General features: G+C 69.2%; 16 protein-coding genes and 1 tRNA gene. 7 read left to right on the top strand and 10 right to left on the bottom strand.

Going from position 1 to position 20,157, the window contains the following annotated elements:
• Positions 1-179: 179 nt before the first annotated feature.
• From thrC to ACZ4YL_RS06985, 5 genes are all read right to left on the bottom strand, one after another.
• Positions 180-1,250, bottom strand: coding sequence for a threonine synthase (gene thrC, locus ACZ4YL_RS07005; RefSeq protein WP_390170418.1), 1,071 nt, complete (start codon positions 1,248-1,250; stop codon positions 180-182).
• Positions 1,251-1,256: 6 nt separating this feature from the next.
• Positions 1,257-2,561 carry a homoserine dehydrogenase gene (locus tag ACZ4YL_RS07000; protein ID WP_468114360.1) on the bottom strand — a complete coding sequence of 435 codons (1,305 nt, stop codon included), beginning with the start codon at positions 2,559-2,561 and terminating at the stop codon, positions 1,257-1,259.
• Positions 2,562-2,684: 123 nt separating this feature from the next.
• Positions 2,685-4,076: a diaminopimelate decarboxylase gene (gene lysA / locus ACZ4YL_RS06995; RefSeq protein WP_301366450.1), complete on the bottom strand. Its 1,392-nt coding sequence runs from the start codon at positions 4,074-4,076 to the stop codon at positions 2,685-2,687.
• Between the two features lie 19 nt (positions 4,077-4,095).
• Positions 4,096-5,028 (bottom strand): ArgS-related anticodon-binding protein NrtL, encoded by a 933-nt coding sequence (nrtL, locus tag ACZ4YL_RS06990; RefSeq protein WP_468114358.1) that lies wholly within the window; start codon positions 5,026-5,028, stop codon positions 4,096-4,098.
• A 94-nt stretch (positions 5,029-5,122) separates the two neighbouring features.
• Positions 5,123-5,608, bottom strand: a complete 486-nt coding sequence (locus ACZ4YL_RS06985; RefSeq protein WP_468114827.1) for a response regulator — start codon at positions 5,606-5,608, stop codon at positions 5,123-5,125.
• Positions 5,609-5,714: 106 nt separating this feature from the next.
• Between ACZ4YL_RS06985 and ACZ4YL_RS06980 the strand changes: the two genes are divergently transcribed.
• The 3 genes from ACZ4YL_RS06980 to ACZ4YL_RS06970 all read left to right on the top strand — a co-directional run bounded on the left by ACZ4YL_RS06980 (position 5,715) and on the right by ACZ4YL_RS06970 (position 8,258).
• Positions 5,715-5,786 (top strand) — tRNA-Arg (locus tag ACZ4YL_RS06980).
• Positions 5,787-6,071: 285 nt separating this feature from the next.
• Positions 6,072-6,869 carry a hypothetical protein gene (locus ACZ4YL_RS06975; RefSeq protein WP_468114356.1) on the top strand — a complete coding sequence of 266 codons (798 nt, stop codon included), beginning with the start codon at positions 6,072-6,074 and terminating at the stop codon, positions 6,867-6,869.
• A 630-nt stretch (positions 6,870-7,499) separates the two neighbouring features.
• Complete coding sequence (locus tag ACZ4YL_RS06970) at positions 7,500-8,258, top strand: hypothetical protein (RefSeq protein WP_468114354.1); 759 nt, start codon at positions 7,500-7,502, stop codon at positions 8,256-8,258.
• A 416-nt stretch (positions 8,259-8,674) separates the two neighbouring features.
• On the opposite strand, the gene ACZ4YL_RS06965 is transcribed toward ACZ4YL_RS06970, so the two are convergent.
• Genes ACZ4YL_RS06965 through ACZ4YL_RS06955 form a run of 3 tightly spaced genes read right to left on the bottom strand, consistent with a single transcriptional unit; the run spans position 8,675 to position 11,177 of the window.
• Positions 8,675-9,289, bottom strand: a complete 615-nt coding sequence (locus tag ACZ4YL_RS06965; protein ID WP_468114353.1) for a hypothetical protein — start codon at positions 9,287-9,289, stop codon at positions 8,675-8,677.
• On the bottom strand, positions 9,286-10,770 hold the full coding sequence (locus tag ACZ4YL_RS06960) for a hypothetical protein (RefSeq protein ID WP_468114351.1): 1,485 nt from the start codon (positions 10,768-10,770) through the stop codon (positions 9,286-9,288). The genes ACZ4YL_RS06965 and ACZ4YL_RS06960 overlap by 4 nt, the downstream gene beginning before the upstream one ends.
• Positions 10,767-11,177, bottom strand: a complete 411-nt coding sequence (locus tag ACZ4YL_RS06955) for a hypothetical protein (RefSeq protein ID WP_468114350.1) — start codon at positions 11,175-11,177, stop codon at positions 10,767-10,769. The genes ACZ4YL_RS06960 and ACZ4YL_RS06955 overlap by 4 nt, the downstream gene beginning before the upstream one ends.
• Positions 11,178-11,482: 305 nt before the next feature.
• Between ACZ4YL_RS06955 and ACZ4YL_RS06950 the strand changes: the two genes are divergently transcribed.
• On the top strand, positions 11,483-12,469 hold the full coding sequence (locus tag ACZ4YL_RS06950; RefSeq protein ID WP_468114348.1) for an XdhC family protein: 987 nt from the start codon (positions 11,483-11,485) through the stop codon (positions 12,467-12,469).
• A 15-nt stretch (positions 12,470-12,484) separates the two neighbouring features.
• Here the strand turns inward: ACZ4YL_RS06950 and ACZ4YL_RS06945 are convergent, their stop codons facing one another.
• Positions 12,485-12,808 (bottom strand): plasmid stabilization protein, encoded by a 324-nt coding sequence (locus ACZ4YL_RS06945; protein ID WP_390797608.1) that lies wholly within the window; start codon positions 12,806-12,808, stop codon positions 12,485-12,487.
• 114 nt (positions 12,809-12,922) lie between these two features.
• Here ACZ4YL_RS06945 and ACZ4YL_RS06940 point away from each other — a divergent pair, with 114 nt between their 5' ends.
• Positions 12,923-13,318 carry a DUF6479 family protein gene (locus ACZ4YL_RS06940; RefSeq protein WP_468114346.1) on the top strand — a complete coding sequence of 132 codons (396 nt, stop codon included), beginning with the start codon at positions 12,923-12,925 and terminating at the stop codon, positions 13,316-13,318.
• 45 nt (positions 13,319-13,363) lie between these two features.
• Here the strand turns inward: ACZ4YL_RS06940 and ACZ4YL_RS06935 are convergent, their stop codons facing one another.
• Positions 13,364-14,209: an ATP-dependent DNA ligase gene (locus ACZ4YL_RS06935; protein ID WP_468114344.1), complete on the bottom strand. Its 846-nt coding sequence runs from the start codon at positions 14,207-14,209 to the stop codon at positions 13,364-13,366.
• 266 nt (positions 14,210-14,475) lie between these two features.
• On the opposite strand from ACZ4YL_RS06935, the gene ACZ4YL_RS06930 reads away from it, so the two are divergent.
• Positions 14,476-15,093 carry a hypothetical protein gene (locus tag ACZ4YL_RS06930; RefSeq protein WP_468114342.1) on the top strand — a complete coding sequence of 206 codons (618 nt, stop codon included), beginning with the start codon at positions 14,476-14,478 and terminating at the stop codon, positions 15,091-15,093.
• A complete protein-coding gene (locus ACZ4YL_RS06925) occupies positions 15,090-19,646 on the top strand; it encodes a putative T7SS-secreted protein (RefSeq protein WP_468114340.1) in 4,557 nt (1,518 codons plus the stop codon). The genes ACZ4YL_RS06930 and ACZ4YL_RS06925 overlap by 4 nt, the downstream gene beginning before the upstream one ends.
• Positions 19,647-20,157 lie beyond the last annotated feature (511 nt).

Genomic DNA, 20,157 nt, shown 5'->3' with positions numbered 1-20,157 from the left:
CCGACTTCAGCCGCATTTTTGTTGTCGTACGGGGTGAGTTGCCGGGTTCCGAAGGGTCTCGGGAAGGCCTCTGCAGGCCCTCACGCGCCCTCCGGAACCCGGCTCACACTGTGCTGCGTACTGCGTACTGCGGTACTGCTGCGGCGCCGAGGTGGTGCCGCGGTGCTGCGGTGCTGCGGTCAGACCAGGCCGAGGCGCACGGCGGCGGCTTCGGCGTCCACCGGAACGGTGACCGGCTGCGGAGCTCCGGCGACCGCCCAGTCGGGATCCTTCAGGCCGTTGCCGGTGACCGTGCACACGATCTTCTGACCGGGGTCCACCAGGCCCAGCTCGGCGGCCTTGAGCAGACCGGCCACCGAGGCGGCCGAGGCGGGCTCGACGAAGACGCCCTCCTGCGCGGCCAACAGCCGGTAGGCGGCGAGGATCTGGCGGTCCGTCACCTCGTCGATGAAGCCGCCCGACTCGTCACGCGCGGCCAGCGCGTAGTCCCAGGAGGCCGGGTTGCCGATCCGGATCGCGGTGGCGATGGTGTGCGGCTCCTTGACGATCTCGCCGCGCACGATGGGCGCCGAACCGGAGGCCTGGAAACCCCACACACGGGGCGTACGGGTGGACAGGCCGTCGGCCTTGTACTCCTTGAAGCCCTTCCAGTACGCGGTGATGTTGCCCGCGTTGCCGACTGGCAGCACGTGGATGTCGGGCGCGTCACCGAGCGCGTCGACGATCTCGAACGCGGCCGTCTTCTGACCCTCGATGCGCACCGGGTTGACCGAATTGACCAGCGCGACCGGGTAGTTGTCGGAGAGCGCGCGGGCCAGGTTCAGGCAGTCGTCGAAGTTGCCGTCCACCTGCAGGATCTTGGCTCCGTGCACCAGGGCCTGGCCCATCTTGCCGAGCGCGATCTTGCCGCGGGGCACGAGCACCGCGCAGACCATCCCGGCGCGCACCGCGTACGCGGCGGCGGAGGCGGAAGTGTTGCCGGTGGAGGCGCAGATGACCGCCTTCGCACCCTCTTCCTTGGCCTTGGTGATCGCCATGGTCATGCCGCGGTCCTTGAAGGACCCGGTGGGGTTCGCTCCCTCGACCTTCAGGTGCACCTCGCAGCCGGTGCGCTCGGAGAGCACCTGGGCGGGGACGAGGGGAGTGCCGCCCTCGCGGAGCGTCACCACGGGAGTCGTGTCCGTCACCGGCAGGCGGTCCCGGTACTCCTCGATGATGCCGCGCCACTGGTGGGTGCGATTGCTGCTCATGGGTCCTTACTCCCCTTCAACACGCATGATGCTGGCGACACCGCGGACGGTGTCCAGCTTCCGCAGCGCCTCGACGGTCCCGGAGAGGGCGGCGTCGGGTGCGCGGTGAGTGACGACGACGAGGGAGGCCTCTTTGCCGACCCCGTCCGGACGTCCTTGCTGTCGAACCGTGTCGATCGACACGCCGTGCTCCGCGAAGGTGGTCGCCACCTGGGCGAGGACGCCCGGCTTGTCCGCCACATCGAGGCTGATGTGGTAGCGGGTGACGACGTCCCCCATGGGGCTGACCGGCAGCTGGGTGTACGCCGACTCGCCGGGCCCCGTTGCCTCGGCGAGCTTGTTGCGGGCGACGGCGACGAGGTCGCCGAGGACCGCGGACGCGGTGGGCGCGCCGCCCGCGCCGGGCCCGTAGAACATGAGCTGCCCGGCGGCCTCCGCCTCGACGAAGACCGCGTTGTACGCCTCGCGGACGGAGGCGAGCGGGTGGGTGAGCGGGATCATCGCCGGGTGGACGCGGGCGGTGACGGACTCGCCGTCGGCGGCGCGCTCCAGGATGGCGAGGAGCTTGATGGTGCAGCCCATCCGCTTGGCGGAGGCGAAGTCGGCCGCGCTGACCTCGGTCATGCCCTCGCGGTACACGTCGTCCAGGCGGACGCGGGTGTGGAAGGCGATGCCGGCCAGGATCGCGGCCTTGGCGGCGGCGTCGTAGCCCTCGACGTCGGCGGTCGGGTCGGCCTCGGCGTACCCGAGGGCCGTGGCCTCGTCGAGCGCCTCCTGGTAACCGGCGCCGGTGGAGTCCATCTTGTCGAGGATGAAGTTCGTCGTGCCGTTGACGATGCCCATCACGCGGTTGATCTTGTCGCCCGCGAGGGACTCGCGCATCGGGCGGACCAGCGGGATGGCGCCGGCGACGGCGGCCTCGTAGTAGAGGTCCAGACCGTGCCGCTCCGCCGCGGCGTGCAGCGCGGCGCCGTCCTGGGCGAGCAGCGCCTTGTTCGCGGAGACCACGGAGATGCCGTGCTCGAAGGCGGTGGTGATGAGGGTGCGGGCGGGCTCGATGCCGCCGATGACCTCGATGGCGATGTCGATGTCACCGCGTTTGAGGAGGGCGGTCGCATCGGTGGTGACCAGCGCGGGGTCGATGCCCTCGCGGACCTTGGAGGGGCGGCGCACGGCCACGCCGGCGAGCTCGACGGGCGCGCCGATCCTCTGCGTGAGGTCGTCGGCGTGCGTCGTCATGATGCGAGCCACCTCTGAGCCGACCACTCCACAGCCCAGCAGCGCCACCTTCAGCGGACGCGTACGCATCATTCGACCTACGCCTTTCGATCTTCCATCAGTACCCCGCGGGCGGTTTGCCCGCCGGGTGGAACCAGTCTCACTCAATGGACAGCAGTTTCCATCCTCGGTCCATTGAGTGAGACACCTATTTCATCATCCGAGGTCGAGACGCAGGAGATCTTCCTCCGTCTCGCGGCGGACGATCACTCGGGCCTGTCCGTCGCGCACGGCGACGACGGGCGGGCGCAGAGCGTGGTTGTAGTTACTGGCCATGGAGCGGCAGTACGCGCCGGTGGCCGGGACGGCCAGGAGGTCGCCGGGCGCGAGGTCGGCGGGCAGGAACGCGTCCTTCACGACGATGTCGCCGCTCTCGCAGTGCTTGCCGACGACGCGTACGAGCATGGGCTCGGCGTCGGAGGTGCGGGAGACCAGGGAAATGGAGTACTCGGCGTCGTACAGGGCGGTGCGGATGTTGTCGGACATCCCGCCGTCGACGCTCACGTAGGTCCGCAGGCCTTCCAGCGGCTTAATCGTCCCCACCTCGTACAACGTGAAGGCGGTCGGGCCGACGATGGCGCGGCCGGGCTCGACCGAGATCCGGGGGGCGCGCAGTCCGGCGCTCTCGCACTCCCGGGCCACGATCTCGTGCAGGGCCTTGGCGATCTCGTGGGGCTCGCGCGGGTCGTCGTTCGAGGTGTACGCGATACCGAGGCCGCCGCCGAGGTCGATCTCGGGCAGCTCCACCCCGTGCTCGTCCCGTACGGCGGCCAGCAGCCGCACGACGCGCTTGGCGGAGACCTCGAAGCCGGCCATGTCGAAGATCTGCGAACCGATGTGGGAGTGGACGCCGAGCAGCTCCAGCGAGTCGTGCCCGAGCGCCCGGCGCACCGCCTCGGCGGCGGACCCGTCGGCCACCGCGATGCCGAACTTCTGATCCTCGTGCGCGGTGGCGATGAACTCGTGGGTGTGCGCCTCGACGCCGACCGTCACGCGGATCTGGACGGGCTGACGTACGCCCAGCTCACGGGCGATGTGCGCGACGCGGGCGATCTCCTGGAAGGAGTCGAGGACGATGCGCCCGACCCCGGCCTCGACGGCCCGGCGGATCTCGCCCTCGGACTTGTTGTTGCCGTGGAAGGCGATCCGCGAGGCGGGCATCCCGGCGGCGAGCGCGGTGGTCAGCTCCCCGCCGGAACACACGTCGACGTTCAGCCCCTCCTCCTTCAGCCACTTCACGACGGCCTTGGAGAGGAACGCCTTGCCGGCGTAGAACACGTCGGCGTCGGGACCGAAGGCGTGCGCCCAGGCCCGGCACCGGGACCGGAAGTCCTCCTCGTCGAGGAAGTAGGCGGGGGTCCCGAACTCCTCGGCGAGCTTGGTGACTTCGATGCCGCCCACGGCGACGACCCCGTCAGCCGTACGCTCGACGGTCCGGGCCCAGACCTTCTCGTCGAGCGCGTTCAGGTCGGCGGGCGGCGGGGAGTAGTGCCCCTCGGGCAGGACGTCGGCGTGGCGGGGCCCGGCGGGGTGCGCGGAACGGCTCATCGGTATCTCTCTTCGCGGGTCACAAGCGTGTCGGTGCGTCTATGCCGAGCAGGGCCAGGCCGCCGGCCAGCACCGTCCCGGCGGCTTCGGCAAGAGCCAGCCGGGCACGGTGGGCGGCCGAGGGTTTCTCGTCGCCCTTGGGCAGGACGCGGTACTGGAAGTCGAGCAGCGCGTCGGCCAGCTCGACGAGGTGGCGGGCGAGCCGCTCGGGCGCACGGTGGTGCGCGGCGGATTCGAGGACGAGGGGGTGGTCGGCGAGGACGCGCAGCAGGGCGGGCGCGTCGACGTCGTCGCCGGCTTCGGGGCGGAACCCGAGCTGCTCGGCATTGCGTACGAGCGCGTGGGCGCGGGCATGGGCGTACCGCACCCGGAAGAGCTCGTTGCCCTCCCCCTGTACGAGCAGCGCGTCACAGAACTCGGGGGTCTCGCGGGCCGGGGTGGTGAGCACGGCCCAGGCGACGGCGTCGGCCCCGTACCGCGCGAGCACGTCCCCGTCGCGCCGGGCGACGGGCGCGACGGCGAGCTCCGGCCCGGGCCGGACGCCCTGCAGGGCCTCGATCCGTGCGACGGCGGCCCGTACGAGGCGCTCGCGCAGCTCCCGGGACGGCGCGTCCGGGACCTCGATCACCGCTACGGGTCGCACGTCACGCACCAGCCGGGCGGCGGAAACGGTACTCAGCGAGAAATTCAGGAACCCGGCCCCGGTGACCTCGACACGCTCGATCCCGGCCACGCCGCCCAACCGGCGGGCGAGCACCTCGGCGACCTCGGCCGGCCGTGCCCCGGCACCCTTCGCGATCTGGAAGGCGACGGGAGTGGCGTACTCCCCTACCCCTCCGGGCCGGGTCCGCTCGACCACCACCCGCGCAGGCACCGCCCCGCCCAGCTCACCGTCCTCGACGGCGCGGCGCACGGCGCTCACGACGCAACGGGAGAGGTCGGCGGGGATCACGGGACCCAGCCTAGGGGAGACGCACCGTCATCAGTCGAAGGGTTTCGCCATGTGAACAGAGCACTGGACAACCGGCACCGGCGGGGAGGGCGCTCTACTGGAGGGGACCGCCCCTCCCCCTCCCGGCGGGCGCCCCTTTCCTGCCGTCGCTCCGGTCCTTGCGCTCGACCAGCCGGCGCACGACGCGTACCAGCTCGGTGGGCTCGAACGGCTTCGCGAGGAAGGCATCCACCCCGGCCGCGATCCCGGCCTCTACCTCTTGCTGCGTACAGGCGCTGACGATGGCGACGGGCACATCCCGGGTCCGCGGATCGGCCCGCAACTGCGCGGCCGCCCCGAACCCGTCCAGCCGCGGCATGACCACATCAAGGGTGATCGCATCGGGGCACACCCGATGCACGACGTCCAGACACTCGGCACCATCGTTCGCGGTCACGACCTCGAAGCCCTCCAGCTCGAGATTGACCTTGATCAGCTGCCGGATGACCTTGTTGTCGTCGACAACAAGCACCCGGCCCGAGACGCCTGGCACAACTCGAGAGTAGGTCCGCCCGGGCCCCCGCGTCCGGGTTTTCGCCACTTCCACCCCCTGCGGGCGAACCACTCCCTCCTCCCCCGCAAACCCGTTCCTGATCACCCCACGGAAGCTGGTAGTGTTCAACCCGTCGCCGCAACACCAACGACGCGCCCCCGTAGCTCAGGGGATAGAGCAACGGCCTCCGGAGCCGTGTGCGCAGGTTCGAATCCTGCCGGGGGCACTTCGCAAGAAGTGCCCAAAGACCCCGCCATCAGCGCCTTCGCTGAGACGGGGTCTTCGCGTATGCGCAGCCAACTGCCACCGTAGGCAGCCCTGTGTCAGGACCTGCGGACTACGCATGGACAGGGCCTTGCAGCGTTTGCGCAGGTGAACTCCTCAAAGTCGCGTCGGCTGCTCGTCATTCCCGGACCCCGGTCTTGGAAGATGCGCCAAGGGCAGGGCCGTGACGCCATCCCCCGTGACGCGCCGCTCTCGGATGGAACGAACGGATGACCTGGGGGGTCTCGTGGACGTGAACACGCTTGCCGTCGCACTCATAGGCGTCGGAGGAACGCTGGGCGGCACGCTGGGCGGGGCGGTCCTCAGCCAGCGCGCCGGACGAGCCCAAGCGGCGGAACAGGACCGGCGCGCCGACCGTGAACGCGAGGAGGAGCGCGCCGGGCGAGCGCTGCAGGCCAAGCGTGACCTCTATGCCCACTTGAACACCACAGCCCGCGCTTACCGGGTCGCCGCCCGAGACGCCGTCGAAGCTGCCGAACGCGGTGAGAACGTCGACGCGGCCCTACTCGACACTGCCAAGGAAGCCTGGGCCGAGCAGTACTCCCAAGCGCAAATGGCATTGCCGAATGAGGTCCTGCAAGTGGCCTCAGCCGTCAACAGGTCACTCGGAGTCGGGTATTCGGTCGTCAAGCAGCTGCCGAGCAGTCCGCAGCTCGACGAGGCATACCCGCGAGCCAGGGGATGGTTCAGCGGCCCGCTGTCCGACGGCGTGTACCTCCTGCGGGTCACGCTGCGGCATGACCTCGGCGTCGAGGTCGATCCGCACTTCGAGCTGGCCCGGCTGCAGAGCTCGCCGCACTCGGCAGTGCGCGTGACAGCCTCGCGCGCGCACCGGCTGCGGAGCGAGCCCGGTCCGCCTGAGGAGCTATCCGGGCTACCGGACGGGCACGGACAAACGTGTGGGTCGACGGCAGACGGGATGGGAGCCGGAGTGAGTGGTGGATTGAAGGGGGACGTACACCGAGCCGTCGTGCGGATCGAGTCCGGGGACCCTACAGCGAACTGGGCGCCGATCAGCGGCTAGCGAGGCGTTCCCTTTCCGTGCCCGATCGAGCGGGAGAGCGCGGGGAGCGACGGGGAGTGACGGCCCCTCGCAGGCAGAGACCGCAGCAACGGCCCCTGACCGATCTACCTGGTCAGGGGACATTCACCTGTGGTCGATGTGGGATGTGAGCCCACGGTGACTTGTGCCACGACGGTTTTCAAGATCGCCATTGGTCGGCCAGGCCATGGAAGCTTCATCGATTCTCACGCACGGAGCCTCTCACCCCATGTGACAATTCTGTTACAAAGAGCGCGTTGGCTTGAATGAGCGAGGGGGAAGAACCCAGTCCTGCGGTCCTGGGGGCGGGGCTCCGTGTGGACGGAATGGGGGTTCCGTGACCGAACCCGCAGGCAGTACGCCGGAGGCGGGCGGTGGAAGTAGGAGGCGGCAGCATCGATATGACCGTGGCTGACCCATCGGCCGGAGCCACGGATGAGAAGGGCCGGGAGATTCCGTGAGCTTCGAGCACTTCGGTGTAGCCCTGAAGCCTCTCGGATCTTCCTCCGGGTCGTCGGCGGCACACACCTCGACGAGCTCGGCCACGTCCCCTTGGAGAGCCCGAGGGTGTCCGCTACCGCACCATCTCCTTCCGGATTGGAGTAGCCCTGGATGAGCAGCCTCCATGACCTTGCTGTGAATCTGCTCGCCGCAGCCCTCGCCTTCGTCTTCGGTAGGTCCTACGAGCGGGTGCGGGCCCTGTGGCGTTTCCGGAGCATTCGGGCCTTCTGGAAGCCGTTCGTCACGAGCGACCTCAAGGTGATCACCTCAATCTTCATCCAGCAGGAGCACTACATATGGGAACGGTCCGGACTGGTCGGAGTAGGCGATGTGATGGCGCTGAACGAGCTACGGCAACAGCTTCAGCAAGCGGGGGTGAACCAACTACCCCTGACCCCCAGCCACCAGCTCACCGGGCCGGAGCGTCGCGGCAACCTCGTGCTGGTCGGTGGACCGCACTCCAACCAAGTGACGGCCGAAGTCATGCAGCGGCTACCGCTCACCTTCCACTTCGGCTCGCCTGAAGTCCACGACGCAAATATCTATGACACCACTACGGGCGACACCATGCAGTGCGTCGTCGACGACACGGACCAACTCCTCGTCGACCAGGGCATCCTGATTCGAGCAGCCAATCCGTTCAACCCTGCAAGGAACGTCATAATCCTGGCCGGCAGCTTCGGGTTCGGCACCAGTGCGGCCGCTCAACTCCTGGTCGGCCCAGAGCTGCTCGCACACCCCATTGCCGCAGCCGGGCATCCCTTTGAAGCTGTCTTTTCCGTCGAGATAGCCGGCGGCACACCCCAGCGCATCGAGCTGAGAGCTTTACGACTTCTCGACTCCCGAGTACTTCGGACAGGACAGCCGTAGGAGAACCCTCTCCTGTCCCCCGCACGTTCGGTCTCCTGCGAGCCATCTGCGATACAGGAGCGCACCCCACAGCCCTCTCGATCGAAGAACTCGCCGACCAAAGCCCATCTGCAAGCTGAACTCTGATTGTGCTCCGGAGCCGTGTGCACAGGTTCGAATCCTGCCGGGGGCACTTCGCAGGAAGTGCCCAAAGACCCCGCCATCAGCGCCTTCGCTGAGACGGGGTCTTCGCGTATGCGCAGCCAACTGCCGCCAGTGGGCCAGGACAAGAGCTCCAAGGCCAAGGGGCAGGGCCAGCACCCAGACGAGCGTCCAGAACGGGCATCAGAGCCAGAAGGCAACGGAAGCTCCGCCGAAGCTGATCAAAGCAGCATGGGGGCGAAGTCGGGCCGCCGGGGCCGTGTCAGATCCCTCGGTCAGGCCGGCGGCTTTGGGATCGGGGCGTCGCTGCCTGCCCAGAGGTAGATGCGGGTGGTGCCGGGCTGGAACTCGTGTGCGTAGATATCCGTACAGAGCCTGACGGCCTGGCCTTCCGGCGTCTTGGTGTCGCCGTGGCAGAGGCCGCCGATGCGCATGCCCTCGACAAAGGTCTCGGGCTCAGGCAGGCCGAGGTGGGTGAAGCCGTCGCTTCGGGTGTACCCCTGCTCCTTGGGATGGGTGTTGCGGACCAGTTGCGTGCCCTCCGGCTGCAGCGGCCCGAGGAAGCGGTCCGCCTCTGCGGTCGTCACGGTGAAGGCGAGCAGCGCGACGTCGTACTGGGCGTTGGTGTGGAGCCCGGCCCGCCGGTCGGTGGCCGTCTCCGGTACCTGGAAGCCCATCGTCTTCGCCGTCCACTCGGGCGTGGCGTTCTGCTCCCAGCAGCACTTCTTCTGGCCCTCGGTGGGGTTCCCCAACCCGTACATGATCATCAGGAGCGTGCCGAGGACGCCGAGAATGCACAGGCCCGAGAAGACCACGGCGCCGACGGCGAGCCTTCGCCGCCAGGACCCCTTTCGCACACCGGCACCGGCCGGAACCTCAGGGTGGCTCATCGGTCGATGTCCCCTCCGCCGTCCCGGGCATGGCGGCCGGGATCGCTGCGTTCGCCGGCGCGCCCGGGATCGTCCGGGGTGGGCACTGCCGCTCCGCTGCCCAGTTCGTAGTGCTGCACCGAACTGCTTCCCGCCATGTTGAACTCCTGGGCCAGGCCGACCTTGTGCTGTTGGCCCATTTCGCCGTCGGGTATCTCGAACTTCCCGATGTGCACTCCCTTGCCCTCGTCCCAGTTGTACCGGTCCCAGACGTTGACCTGGTAGTCGAGGCCGACCACCGGTTTGCCGTCCGCGCCCGGCACTACGGTCACCACCCCCGTCACGTTCGATCGGGCGCTGCCGACCGCGTAGTACCAGTTGCGGTCCGCCTCGGTGAAGGAGTAGTCCGCGTTGGGTGTCTCGACCGGTATCACGACGGCTCGACCACCGTTCCTCTCGTACTCCGCCAGCGCCTGCTCGCGCCATGCCGCCTCGCGGTTGAGGAGGTGACGACGGTCCACATGGCTCTGGAAGCCGTCATCGTCGGTGAGCATCTTGTCGACCGGGAGCTCCATCGGGGTGCCGGTGTTGTCCAGATAGTGCTTCATGTGGCGTGAGGCGTCGTTCAGGTCACCCCCGTCGGCACCGACGACGAGCGCCTGCATCTTCGTCCTGGTGACCCAGTCGCCCCACTCGATTCCCTCCGCCCCGTGCTTGCCGGATCCCCGGTCGGGCGCCACCTGCTTGACCGACGGGCTGAAGAGTCCGGCGGCGAGCAGGTCGTCCCTGTGGGCGGTCCACAGCTGGGCACGCGCGTCGGGGCTGAGCGACTGCCAGAGCCTTCGCAGTTCGGCCCGCTGAGCGGGCTTGGCGTCCTCGCCCAGGGCGGCCAGCTTCAGGGCCCGCGGCAGCTGGTCCTGGTCGAGCGAGGTGTATTCGGTGTGGCCGGCGTTGTACGGATCGGCGCCGTGGGAGGCGCGCAAGGCCCGGGTGACCGCGGCGTCGACCTCGGCCGCGTGGCTCACGAGGCCGGTGAGCGTCTCGGCGTACCAGCGGATCATGTCCTGGGTGCGCTGGTTGGGGCCCTTCGCATCGCAGATGGATGACTCCACTCGGACCTTGCCACCGCCGCCGTCGGACACCAGCAGTCCCGGGTCCGGCTCCGGGGTGTGGGCCGGGTCACCCTGCCTCGCCTCGTCGGCCAGAGCCTTCGCCTGCTTCTGGATCCGCGTCAGCTCCTCATGGGCGTCGGCGAGGACCGCGTGGATGCTCTTGGCCTCGCGCTGGAGGTCATCCACCTCCTTCGCGGCGCTGCGGACGAATTCCCGGGTGACGGTGGCGTTGACCCCCTCCCAGCGGGCCGCCTCCGACTTCTTCACCAGGCCGTCCCGGACGGTGCCGTGCAGCTTCGCGAGCTCCTCCGCGGCCGTCTTCCATTCCGTGGCGGCTTCGTTCACCTTGCCGAGGTCGAGCGTGATGAGGCCGGTCCAGGTGAGAGTCACTTCACGTACCTCTGGATCTCGGATACGGACATCGCGGAACCGTCGCGGTGGCGCAGGCTCGCCGCGATGGCCTCGTCGTCGTTGGCGTGGGCCTTCTTGGAGTAGTCGAGGTGGTTGGAGATGTGCGCGTACATCTGCAGCACCGTCTTGACCTGCGAGTCCCAGGTGGAGAGGGTCACCGACAGCTCCGACCCCATGGCCAGGTTCTTGGCGGAGCACTCGGCAGCGGCCCGGCCGGTCGCCCCGGTGCCGGCGATGTCCGACTTCTTGCGCAGTTCACCGTGGACGACGAACGCCTCGTGTCCGACGGCACCCAGGTCGTCCTGAGTGACGACCAGATCGTGCGACGAACCGCCTGCCGCGGCAGTGCTCTGCTTGGCGGCCGCCCACTCCTCGTCGAACGTCACCGACGCCTCCCCCTGGCATACGAATCGGACATGATCACAGTAACAACCGACATTCGAGCGGCTGTTCGGTGCCGCAGATCCGAGTGTGGCTTCCCGGCGTCTGCGGGTGGCTCCGGGCGCCGGCTCCGGGATTTGTCTCGGGGCGACCGGTTCCGGTGGTCCGTACGAGGGAGGTGGGGTGGGGTCTGTGGGATCTGGGGGGTGGGTAGGTGTGGGGTGCGTGCGTACGTTGGGGGTGAGGCTGCATGGCGCCGCTGGCCAGGCGCCTTGTGGCGGGCTCTGACGATCGAGAAGGGGCGGCGCGGATGCGTGAGCTGGTGGAGACGGCGCGGCAGTGGGCGGCCGAGGGGCGGGCCGGGTATCTGGCCCGGCCCGTGACCGAGCAGGGGTTCGGGCCACGGGATCCGGCCGGGGCCGTGCTCATCGATACGCGGGGGGAGTGTGTCGGCACGCTCTACCGCGGGGTCTTCGACGCCGAGCTCGCCGCCGAGGTCGCGGCCCTGCCGGCCGGGGTCACGGCCCGGGTGTGCGAGGTGTCCGTACGGGCCGCCGAGGCCGTGGCCGCGAGGCTGACCTGCGGCGGGCAGGCCGAGGTGCTGCTGCAGCCGCTCTCGGCGATCCCGGCCCAGTGGTGGGAGCTGCTCGGCGACGGGGTCGGGGTGGCGTTGGTGACCCGGCTGAACGAGGCCGCGGACCAGGCCGCCAGTGAGGTCGTACGGGCCACGGACGCGCCCGGTGACGATGCCGGGCGGCGGGCGGGCGAGCTGCTGGCGACCCGGCGGGCCGGGCGGGACGCGCTGTACGCGGAGTCGGGGCTGGTGCTGGTCGAGGCGTTCCCGTCGGCCCCGTACGTGGTCATCGGAGGCGGCGGTGAACTCGCCGAGATCATCGAGCGGCAGGCGCTGCTGCTGGGCTGGGAGGCCGTGCTGGTCACCGGCCCGGAGGAGGCCGCCAAGGTGCTGGAGGCGCGCCGGGACGCCGCGTGCCTGGTCATGCTGAGCCACGAGGAGTCGTTCGACGTGCCGACGCTGCGGGTGGCCCTGACCCAGGAGGTGCCGTACGTCGGCGCGCTGGGCTCCCGCAAGACCACGGCCCGGCGGCGGGAGGGGCTCCTCGCGGCCGGGGTCACCGAGGCCCGGCTGGCGCGGGTGCACGGACCGATCGGCCTGGACCTCGGCGCCCGCACCCCGGCGGAGACCGCGCTGGCGATCTGCGCCGAGATCCTGGGGGCGCTCGGGGAGCGCAAGGCCGCCGGGACCCTGCGGGATGCCGACGGCCCCATCAACTCCTAGCGACCGGAAGGACTTTCACTTCCCCAGGGCCCGCTTGAGCTGTGTCTTGTTCATCTCCGAGCGGCCGTGGACGTTGCGGCGCCGGGCCTCGGCGTAGAGCTGTTCGTACGTGGGGCCCTGCGCGCCCGAGTGGGAGTGCAGGCCCCCGCGCCGCGACGAGGAGATGTCCTCGACGGATTCCCTGCTCGCGGTCCGGGATTCGCCGGCCCGGGCGCGTTCCTTGTTCACCGTCCGGGCGGCGATCTCCTGCGCCTTCTCCTCGGGCTCGCCGCGCCGCTCCAGGCCTTCCTTGATGTGCTCGTACTGCCGTTCGCGCTTCGGGGAAGATCCGCGGGGCATGGCCGGCCTCCTTCTCGTTCGGTGTGTACGCACACCGGGCGTGTACCCCGGATGGCCCAAGGCATCCAGGGCATAGCGAAGCATTTCGGACCTGAGTACGGGAACATGGTCGCTATGGACACGACTCTGAGCGTGGACGCGACCCTCGCCGACATCGCATGGTTCCTGGTCGTCGGCATCCTCGTCGCCGGTTTCCTGCTGGGCGGCTTCCTGCTGGGCAAGAAGGTACGGGCCAAGGAGCCACCCCCGCCCACCCCCGAGAGTCAGCCGCATCTGCCCGAGGGCGGCGCGGTCTACGAGGTCCGCGAGGAGCGGGACCAGGTGGAGATCCCGGAGGGTGGCCTGCGGCCGCACGAGATGCAGGGCTACGGGAACTTCGGCTCCACCACCTCCAGCCATCCCGAAGAGGTCCGGGCGGAGCGGGAGTCCGGCTACAAACTCCCGGAGGGGCCGGGACCGCATCCACAGCCGGGGGCTCCGCCGGACGCAGGGCGTGGCGCCCACGCCTGACCCGCCTGCGCCGTCACACCCTCTGACCCGCGCCTCCCGCGCGGGTCAGAGGTCCGTCCGCAGCCGCAGCACCTCCGGCGGCGGGTGCCGGGTCGAGGTGTGCCGCACCTCCGCCGTGAGCGGTGGGTCGAGCGCCCGGAACGGGACCTCCCCGAGCCCGATCGCGGTGACCGTGGCCAGGGACGGCGAGGCCGCCCCGCGGGCGGCCACCTCGGCCGCCACCTCCGAACGCAGCGCCGCGCTCAGCGGGCTCGACACCAGGGGGGTCTCGTCCCCGACCGGCAGGACGAGCACCAGGGCGAGCGGGCGGCGCGGGGTGCCGGTGTAGCCGACCACCGCCGCGTCCCGGACGTCGGTGTGCCGCAGCTTCTGCCAGCCGCGCCGCCCGGCCGGGTAGGCCTGGTCCAGCCGCTTCACGACGAGGCCCTCGATCCCGCTGGCCGGCAGGGTCTCGTACCAGGTTGCGGCCAGTTCCGGATCGGTCGTCATCGGCACCGGCTGCAGCGGTGGCCCGAGCGGCAGCAGCAGGTCGACGAGGAGGGCCCGGCGGCGCTCGTACGGGCGTGCGCGCAGGTCCAGCCCGGCCAGTTCCAGTACGTCGAAGGCGGCGTACGAGGCGGGCAGGCGCTGCGCGAGTACGGCGGCCCGTGCGGCGGTGGCCGCCGCCCGCCGCTGCACCAGGGCGAAGTCCGTACGTCCGGCGTGCCAGACCACCACCTCGCCGTCGAGGACCGTGTCGGCGGGCAGCAGCAGCGCGGCCGCTGCCAGGTCGGGGAAGGCACTGGTCACGATCCGGCCGGAGCGCGCCTGGAGCGTCACGTCGGTCGCCGAGCGCAGCACGACGAGCCGGTGACCGTCGTTCTCCAGACTTCGATGTGTCTCATGAGACACATCGAAGTCTGGCGGCTGCCTCGCCGACAGCCCTACTGGGCCTCTACGCGACCCAGCGCTACACCCAGTCGCTACAAGTAACTCGGCGCGACATGGCCTTCCGTGCAAGCGACGAGGCGCTTGTCGTGGGCGTAGCACTGGGGCCTGCGGCACTGGCCGGGACATACCGCGTTGGTGCGCTGACCTGGCCGAACGTCGACGCTCGGTACCGGAGTTGTCGGTCTTCTCGTGTAGCGTCTCCGGCAGCCTTGGGGGGGGGATGGATCATGAGTGGTGGCAGCCCGGACCTGGATATGGATCCGGTCGCGGTACGGAACATTCAGGACGGTCTGCGTTCCGCGGTCGGGGAGTTGCGTGAGTTCGCGATGGGCACCTCGGCCGTGGCGGGTGGTGGTATGAGCCAGCTGGCACTGACGGGTATGGAGGCCGGTCATCCGGCGGTCGCTGCGGGGTTGGAGGGGTTCTGCGAACGCTGGGACATGGGCGTGGCCAGTCTCTTCGTCGTCACCAGTGGGCTCGCGGAGCGCCTGGGTATCGGGGCCGGTTCGGTGTGGGAGCAGGACCAGTACCTGAAGGGCACGTTCAAGGTTCTGGTCAACGCCGGTATCGGCAACCCCCATGCGTCGAACGACGAGGTCGAGAAGAAGTCCTTGGAAGCGGTCCTCTCCGATCACGCGTTCAAGCGGGAGACGCCGGAGCAGGCGCGTCAGGCCAGGGAGGACTTCGACCGTACGTGGGCGGACACCAAGAAGGGCCTGCTCAACGAGGGGCTCGTCGGCGGCATGTTGGAGGACGTGGCCGAAGCGCAGGGCATGGACCGCGAGACCCTCGATCGTGTCCGCAACCCGCAGGGCCCAGATCAGCAGGGGGGCGGTTCCCGATGAGCGGCGGCAACTGGCTGGAGAAGGGCGCGGCGCTCACGGGCGACGCGGTCGAGTGGCTCGGCGACAAGACGGCCGACACGCTGGAGGAGGTCGGCTGGCAGGGCGGCGCCAACGCGGTCCGGAGCACGGCGAACTCCGCGGCGAACCGTCTGGGCGCCGACGTCGCGGAGGTCGAGCTCGGCCAGAGCGACGATCCCAAGCAACTGGTCCACGGCAGCGCAAGCACCCTGCGGACGACCGCCGGGCACCTGAACGACTTCCACGCGGCCTTCACCCGTACCGGGGAGGGCCTGAAGAAGTTGGGCACGGACGGCATCAAAGGCGCCGCTGCCGACGCCTTTCGGGACTCCGTCCAGGAGAAGGCACCCCGCTGGTTCGCGGCCGCGGCCGCCTTCGAGACGGCGGCCGGCGCCGTCGGCCGGTTCGCCGACACGGTGACCTGGGCGCAGGGGCAGGCCAAGGAGGCGATCGACGAGTACAAGGCCGCCGTCAAGCTGTCGGAGAACGCCCACGCCGCCTATGACAGGTGGGTCAAGGACTACGAGTCGGCTGTCAAAGCTCAGCAGAATCCGCTGCCGGCCCGCCCCACGGGTTTCACCGACCCGGGTACGGACGGCATCAAAGCCGCCCGGCAGAAGCTGGCCGAGGCGCGACGCCAGCGCGACGACGTCGCCCACTCGGTGGCGCAGGCCCTGGAGAAGGCTCGGGACGCGGCGCCGAAGGTGTCGGCCGCCGACGCCGCGCTGGTCGAGATCGTCCGCAAGGGCGCAGAGGTCGAACACTTCGTCGGCGGAATCGCCAAGGGTACGGCCGGCCTGGTCAACTTCGCCCGCGGGCTCGACTCCCACGACCCGTACAACATGAACCACCCGACCGTGGCCCAGATGGGCCTCAACAGCATGAGCGCCGGCTTCCTCACGACGGCCAACGACCCTGCCGCAGCGGCCAAGGCCATGCTGGACAGCGCATTGAAGGATCCCTTCGAGTTCGGCGGCACACTCGTCCCGGAAGCCATCGGCCCCAAGGGGGGTGGCCTGCTATCCGGCGCTAGCCGCAGAGCCGCCGCAGCCGCCCGCCTCGCCGACGACCTGGCACATACGCCCAAGGGGCCGAACGCCCCGAGGGGACCGAAGGAGCCGGACGCGCCCTCCGCCGGTGACGAGCTGCGCCACGACCCGCACGACAGGTCCCGAGAATCCGACTGCAAAACCTGCCGGGAAGATCCGGTCGACGTCGCCACGGGCCGGATGACGCTCCCCCAGACCGACCTGGTCCTCCCCGGCTCCTTGCCGCTGATGTTCAGCCGGACGTTCGAGTCGTCGTACCGTCTGGGCCGCTGGTTCGGCCCCACCTGGGCCTGCACCGTCGACCAGCGGCTGGAGTTCGACGACGAGGGCGTGGTCCTGGTCAGCGAGGACGGCAGCCTGCTCGGCTACCCCCACCCCTCGCCCGACGCCCCCGTACTGCCACGCCTGGGCCGCAGCTGGCCGCTGGAACAGCAGGAAGACGGCGGCTACACGGTCACCGACCCCAACACCGGCCAGGTCCGACACTTCGCCGAGGACGGTCTGCTCACTCAGATCGACGACCGCAACGGCGCCTGGATCACCTACACGTACGACGAAGCAGGCGCCCCTGCCGCCATCTCCCACAGCGGCGGCTACGAGGTCCGTCTTACGACCTCCGATGGCCGAATAACCGGCCTCGCCCTGGCCGACGGCACCCAGGTCCTGCGCTACGTCTACACCGACGGCCACCTCACCCAGGTCACCAATTCCTCCGGTCTTCCACTCCGTTTCGGCTACGACGAGCTCGGCCGGATCACCTCCTGGACCGACACCAACGACCGCCACTTCGACTACGTCTACGACGACCAGCACCGGTGCATCGCCCAGTCCGGCACCAACGGCCACCTCAACGTCCGCTTCACCTACGAGCCGGGCCGCACCACCCTCACCGACTCCCTCGGCCACACCACACAGTTCCTTGTCAACGACCGCGCCCAGATCACCGCGGAGATCGATCCCACCGGCGCGACGAACCGCTTCGAGCACGACCGCCGCAACCGGCTCCTGGTACGCACCGACCCACTGGGCCACACCACCCGCTTCACATACGACGAGGCGGGCCGGGTGACCGGCGTGACCCGCCCAGACGGCCGCGCATCGCGGGCGGAATACAACGCGCTCGGCCTGCCTGTGAAGCTGACCACCCCGGACGGCAGAGTAGTCCGCCACACCTACGACGACCACGGCAACCGCACCTCGGTCACCGACACGTCCGGCGCCACGACCCACTTCGGGTACGACACCCGCGGCCACCTCGCGTCCGTGACCGATGCCCTGGGACACACCACGACGGTCCGAAGCGACCCGACGGGCCAGGTCGCCTCAGCGACCGACCCCCTGGGCGGGACAACGGCGTATGTCCGCGATGCCTTCGGCCGCCCCATCGCCATCACGGACCCGCTGGGCCACACCACGCACCTCACCTGGAGCATCGAGGGCCGCCTCCTGCACCGCGTGAACGCCGACGGCACCAAGGAGTCATGGACCTACGACGGCGAGGGCAACTGCCTGACCCACACGGACGCGATCGGCGGAGACACGGACTTCGAGTACGGCGACTTCGACCTCCTCACCACCCGCACCGGCCCCGACGACACGCGCTACACGTTCACGCACGACATGCAACTCCGCCTGACGGGTGTCACCAACCCGCAAGGGCTCACCTGGAACTATGCCTACGACGAGGCGGGACGGCTGGCTTCGGAGACGGACTTCGACGACCGAACCCTCACCTACGGGTACGACGCTTCGGGGCGCCTGACCTCGCGCACCAACGCCGTAGGCGAGACCACGGCGTACGAGCACAACACACTCGGGCAGGTCGTCCGCAAGGACGCGGCCGACCTGGTCACCACCTACGAGTACGACGTCTTCGACGCCCTTGCGACGGCATCCTCGCAGGAGACCACGGTCACCTGGCTCCGCGACGCCAGGGGCCAGCTCCTGTCGGAGACGGTGAACGGCCGCACCCTCACGTACGACTACGATGCCCTGGGCCGCCGCACCAGCCGCATCACCCCCACGGGCGCCGAGTCCCACTGGACGTACGACGAAGCAGGCCGGCGGACCTCCCTCACCACGGCCGGCCGCACGCTGACGTTCGAGCGGGACGCGGCAGGCCAAGAGCTGACCCGGACACTCGGCCCGTCGCTCACCCTCACCCACGAGTACGACGGGTTGGGCCGCCGCAACGCCCAGTCCGTCGTCGGCCAGGACGGCCGCACCCTCCAGCGGCGCGGTTACAGCTACCGCGCCGACGGCTACCTGACCGGCATCGACGACATCGTCACCGGCCCGCGCAGCTTCACCCTGGACGCGGCGGCCCGCGTGACGGCGGTGGATGCCGCGTCCTGGTCGGAGCGCTACGCCTACGACGAAGCCGGCAACCAGACCAGTACCTCCTGGCCGCCCCAGCACCCGAACGGAGAGGCGCAAGGCGCCCGCACCTACGCAGGCACTCGCATCATCCGGGCGGGATCGATCCGCTACGAGCACGACGCGCTGGGGCGCGTCACCCTCCGTCAGAAGAGCCGTCTCTCCCGTAAGCCGGACAGCTGGCGCTACGAGTGGAACGCGGAAGATCAGCTCACCGGTGTCACGACCCCGGACGGCACCCGCTGGCTCTACCAGTACGACCCCCTCGGCCGCCGCACAGCTAAGCAGCGCCTTGCACAGACCGGTGAGGTCGCCGAGGAAACCCTGTTCACCTGGGACGGAACCACCCTCTGCGAGGAGACCAGCGGCGCGGTCACCCTGACCTGGACCCATCAAGGCCTGCACCCCCTGACCCAGGCAGAGCGCATCGACCAGTCCGAGGTCGACGACCGCTTCTTCGTGATCGTCACCGACTTGATCGGCACCCCCTCCCACCTTCTGGCGGAGGACGGCACCACGGCGTGGCACACCCGCAGCACCTTGTGGGGCAGCACAACCTGGAACCGCGACGCAACGGCCTACACCCCGCTCCGCTTCCCAGGCCAGTATTACGATCCGGAATCCGGACTTCACCACAACTACTTCCGCACCTACGACCCGGAAACCGCCCGCTATCTCACCCCAGACCCCCTGGGCCTCACCCCGTCCCCGAACCCGGCCGCCTATGTCCACAACCCCCTCACCTGGTCCGACCGCCTGGGCCTCGCACCCGACGGTTGCCCGGATCTAGGCGAGGCTTGGAAACCTCTTGATATTAAGGACCCGAAGAACTGGAACGGATGCGAAGATGTCGCAGTAAAGATCCAGGAACAGTTGGGTGGTGGAGTGAGGTATCGCATCAGTAATGCCATTCCTACCCCGCTCGCCGAAGCTTACTCAATGGGTCCCTACCGTGGCACGGATCCCATTTGGTTCCACCACGATGTCGTCGTCTACGGTGATCGGGTCTACGACGGATTCACTGGCCGACACGGACTGCCGAGAGCCGAATACGATGCACTCTGGAGTCCAGACTACCTTGACATACTTCATTGGAGGCCACTCGATTGAGACTCTCAGAAGTCATTCCGCATTTGCGAACCAGGCCTGGAATGTTTGGACTGGGTGAACAGTTCTCCAACTATACCGCCTTTCTGTACGGATTCTCGGCCGCCGATCAACGTGGCGACCTTTCAAGGTATCGCAATTGGCTCGCGGAGCGACTCGCGTTGGATGGCAGCCTTGGATGGGTTGGGCTTGTGTTGCGCGAAGCGTTCCCTCTCGACAGCGGCAGGTGGGACTTTCATGCAGCCCGCTCGACAGAAGAGGAAAGGGTCGCGATCACGACCTTGATTCGCACTCTCGAAGAATTCACGGAAGCAGGGACCTGAAGTAATAGAGCCGTCGGTGTGCCCGACGTCAACTCAACCGGCATCGCCCACAGCTTATTCGACTTCGACTAGGCGCCGTTCTCGTTCTGCCGCCGGACGACATGAACGTGGGCGACGTCACCGGGGAACTGGACCCCCTGGCTGCGGCGCAGGCGCAGGGATGCCGATTCCGCTCACTGGTGGTGGCACCG

The sequence above is a fragment of the Streptomyces sp. NPDC030021 genome, assembly GCF_055574035.1.
Note: the sequence above shows the minus strand (reverse complement) of the source record. Positions and strands in the feature narration are given on the sequence as shown.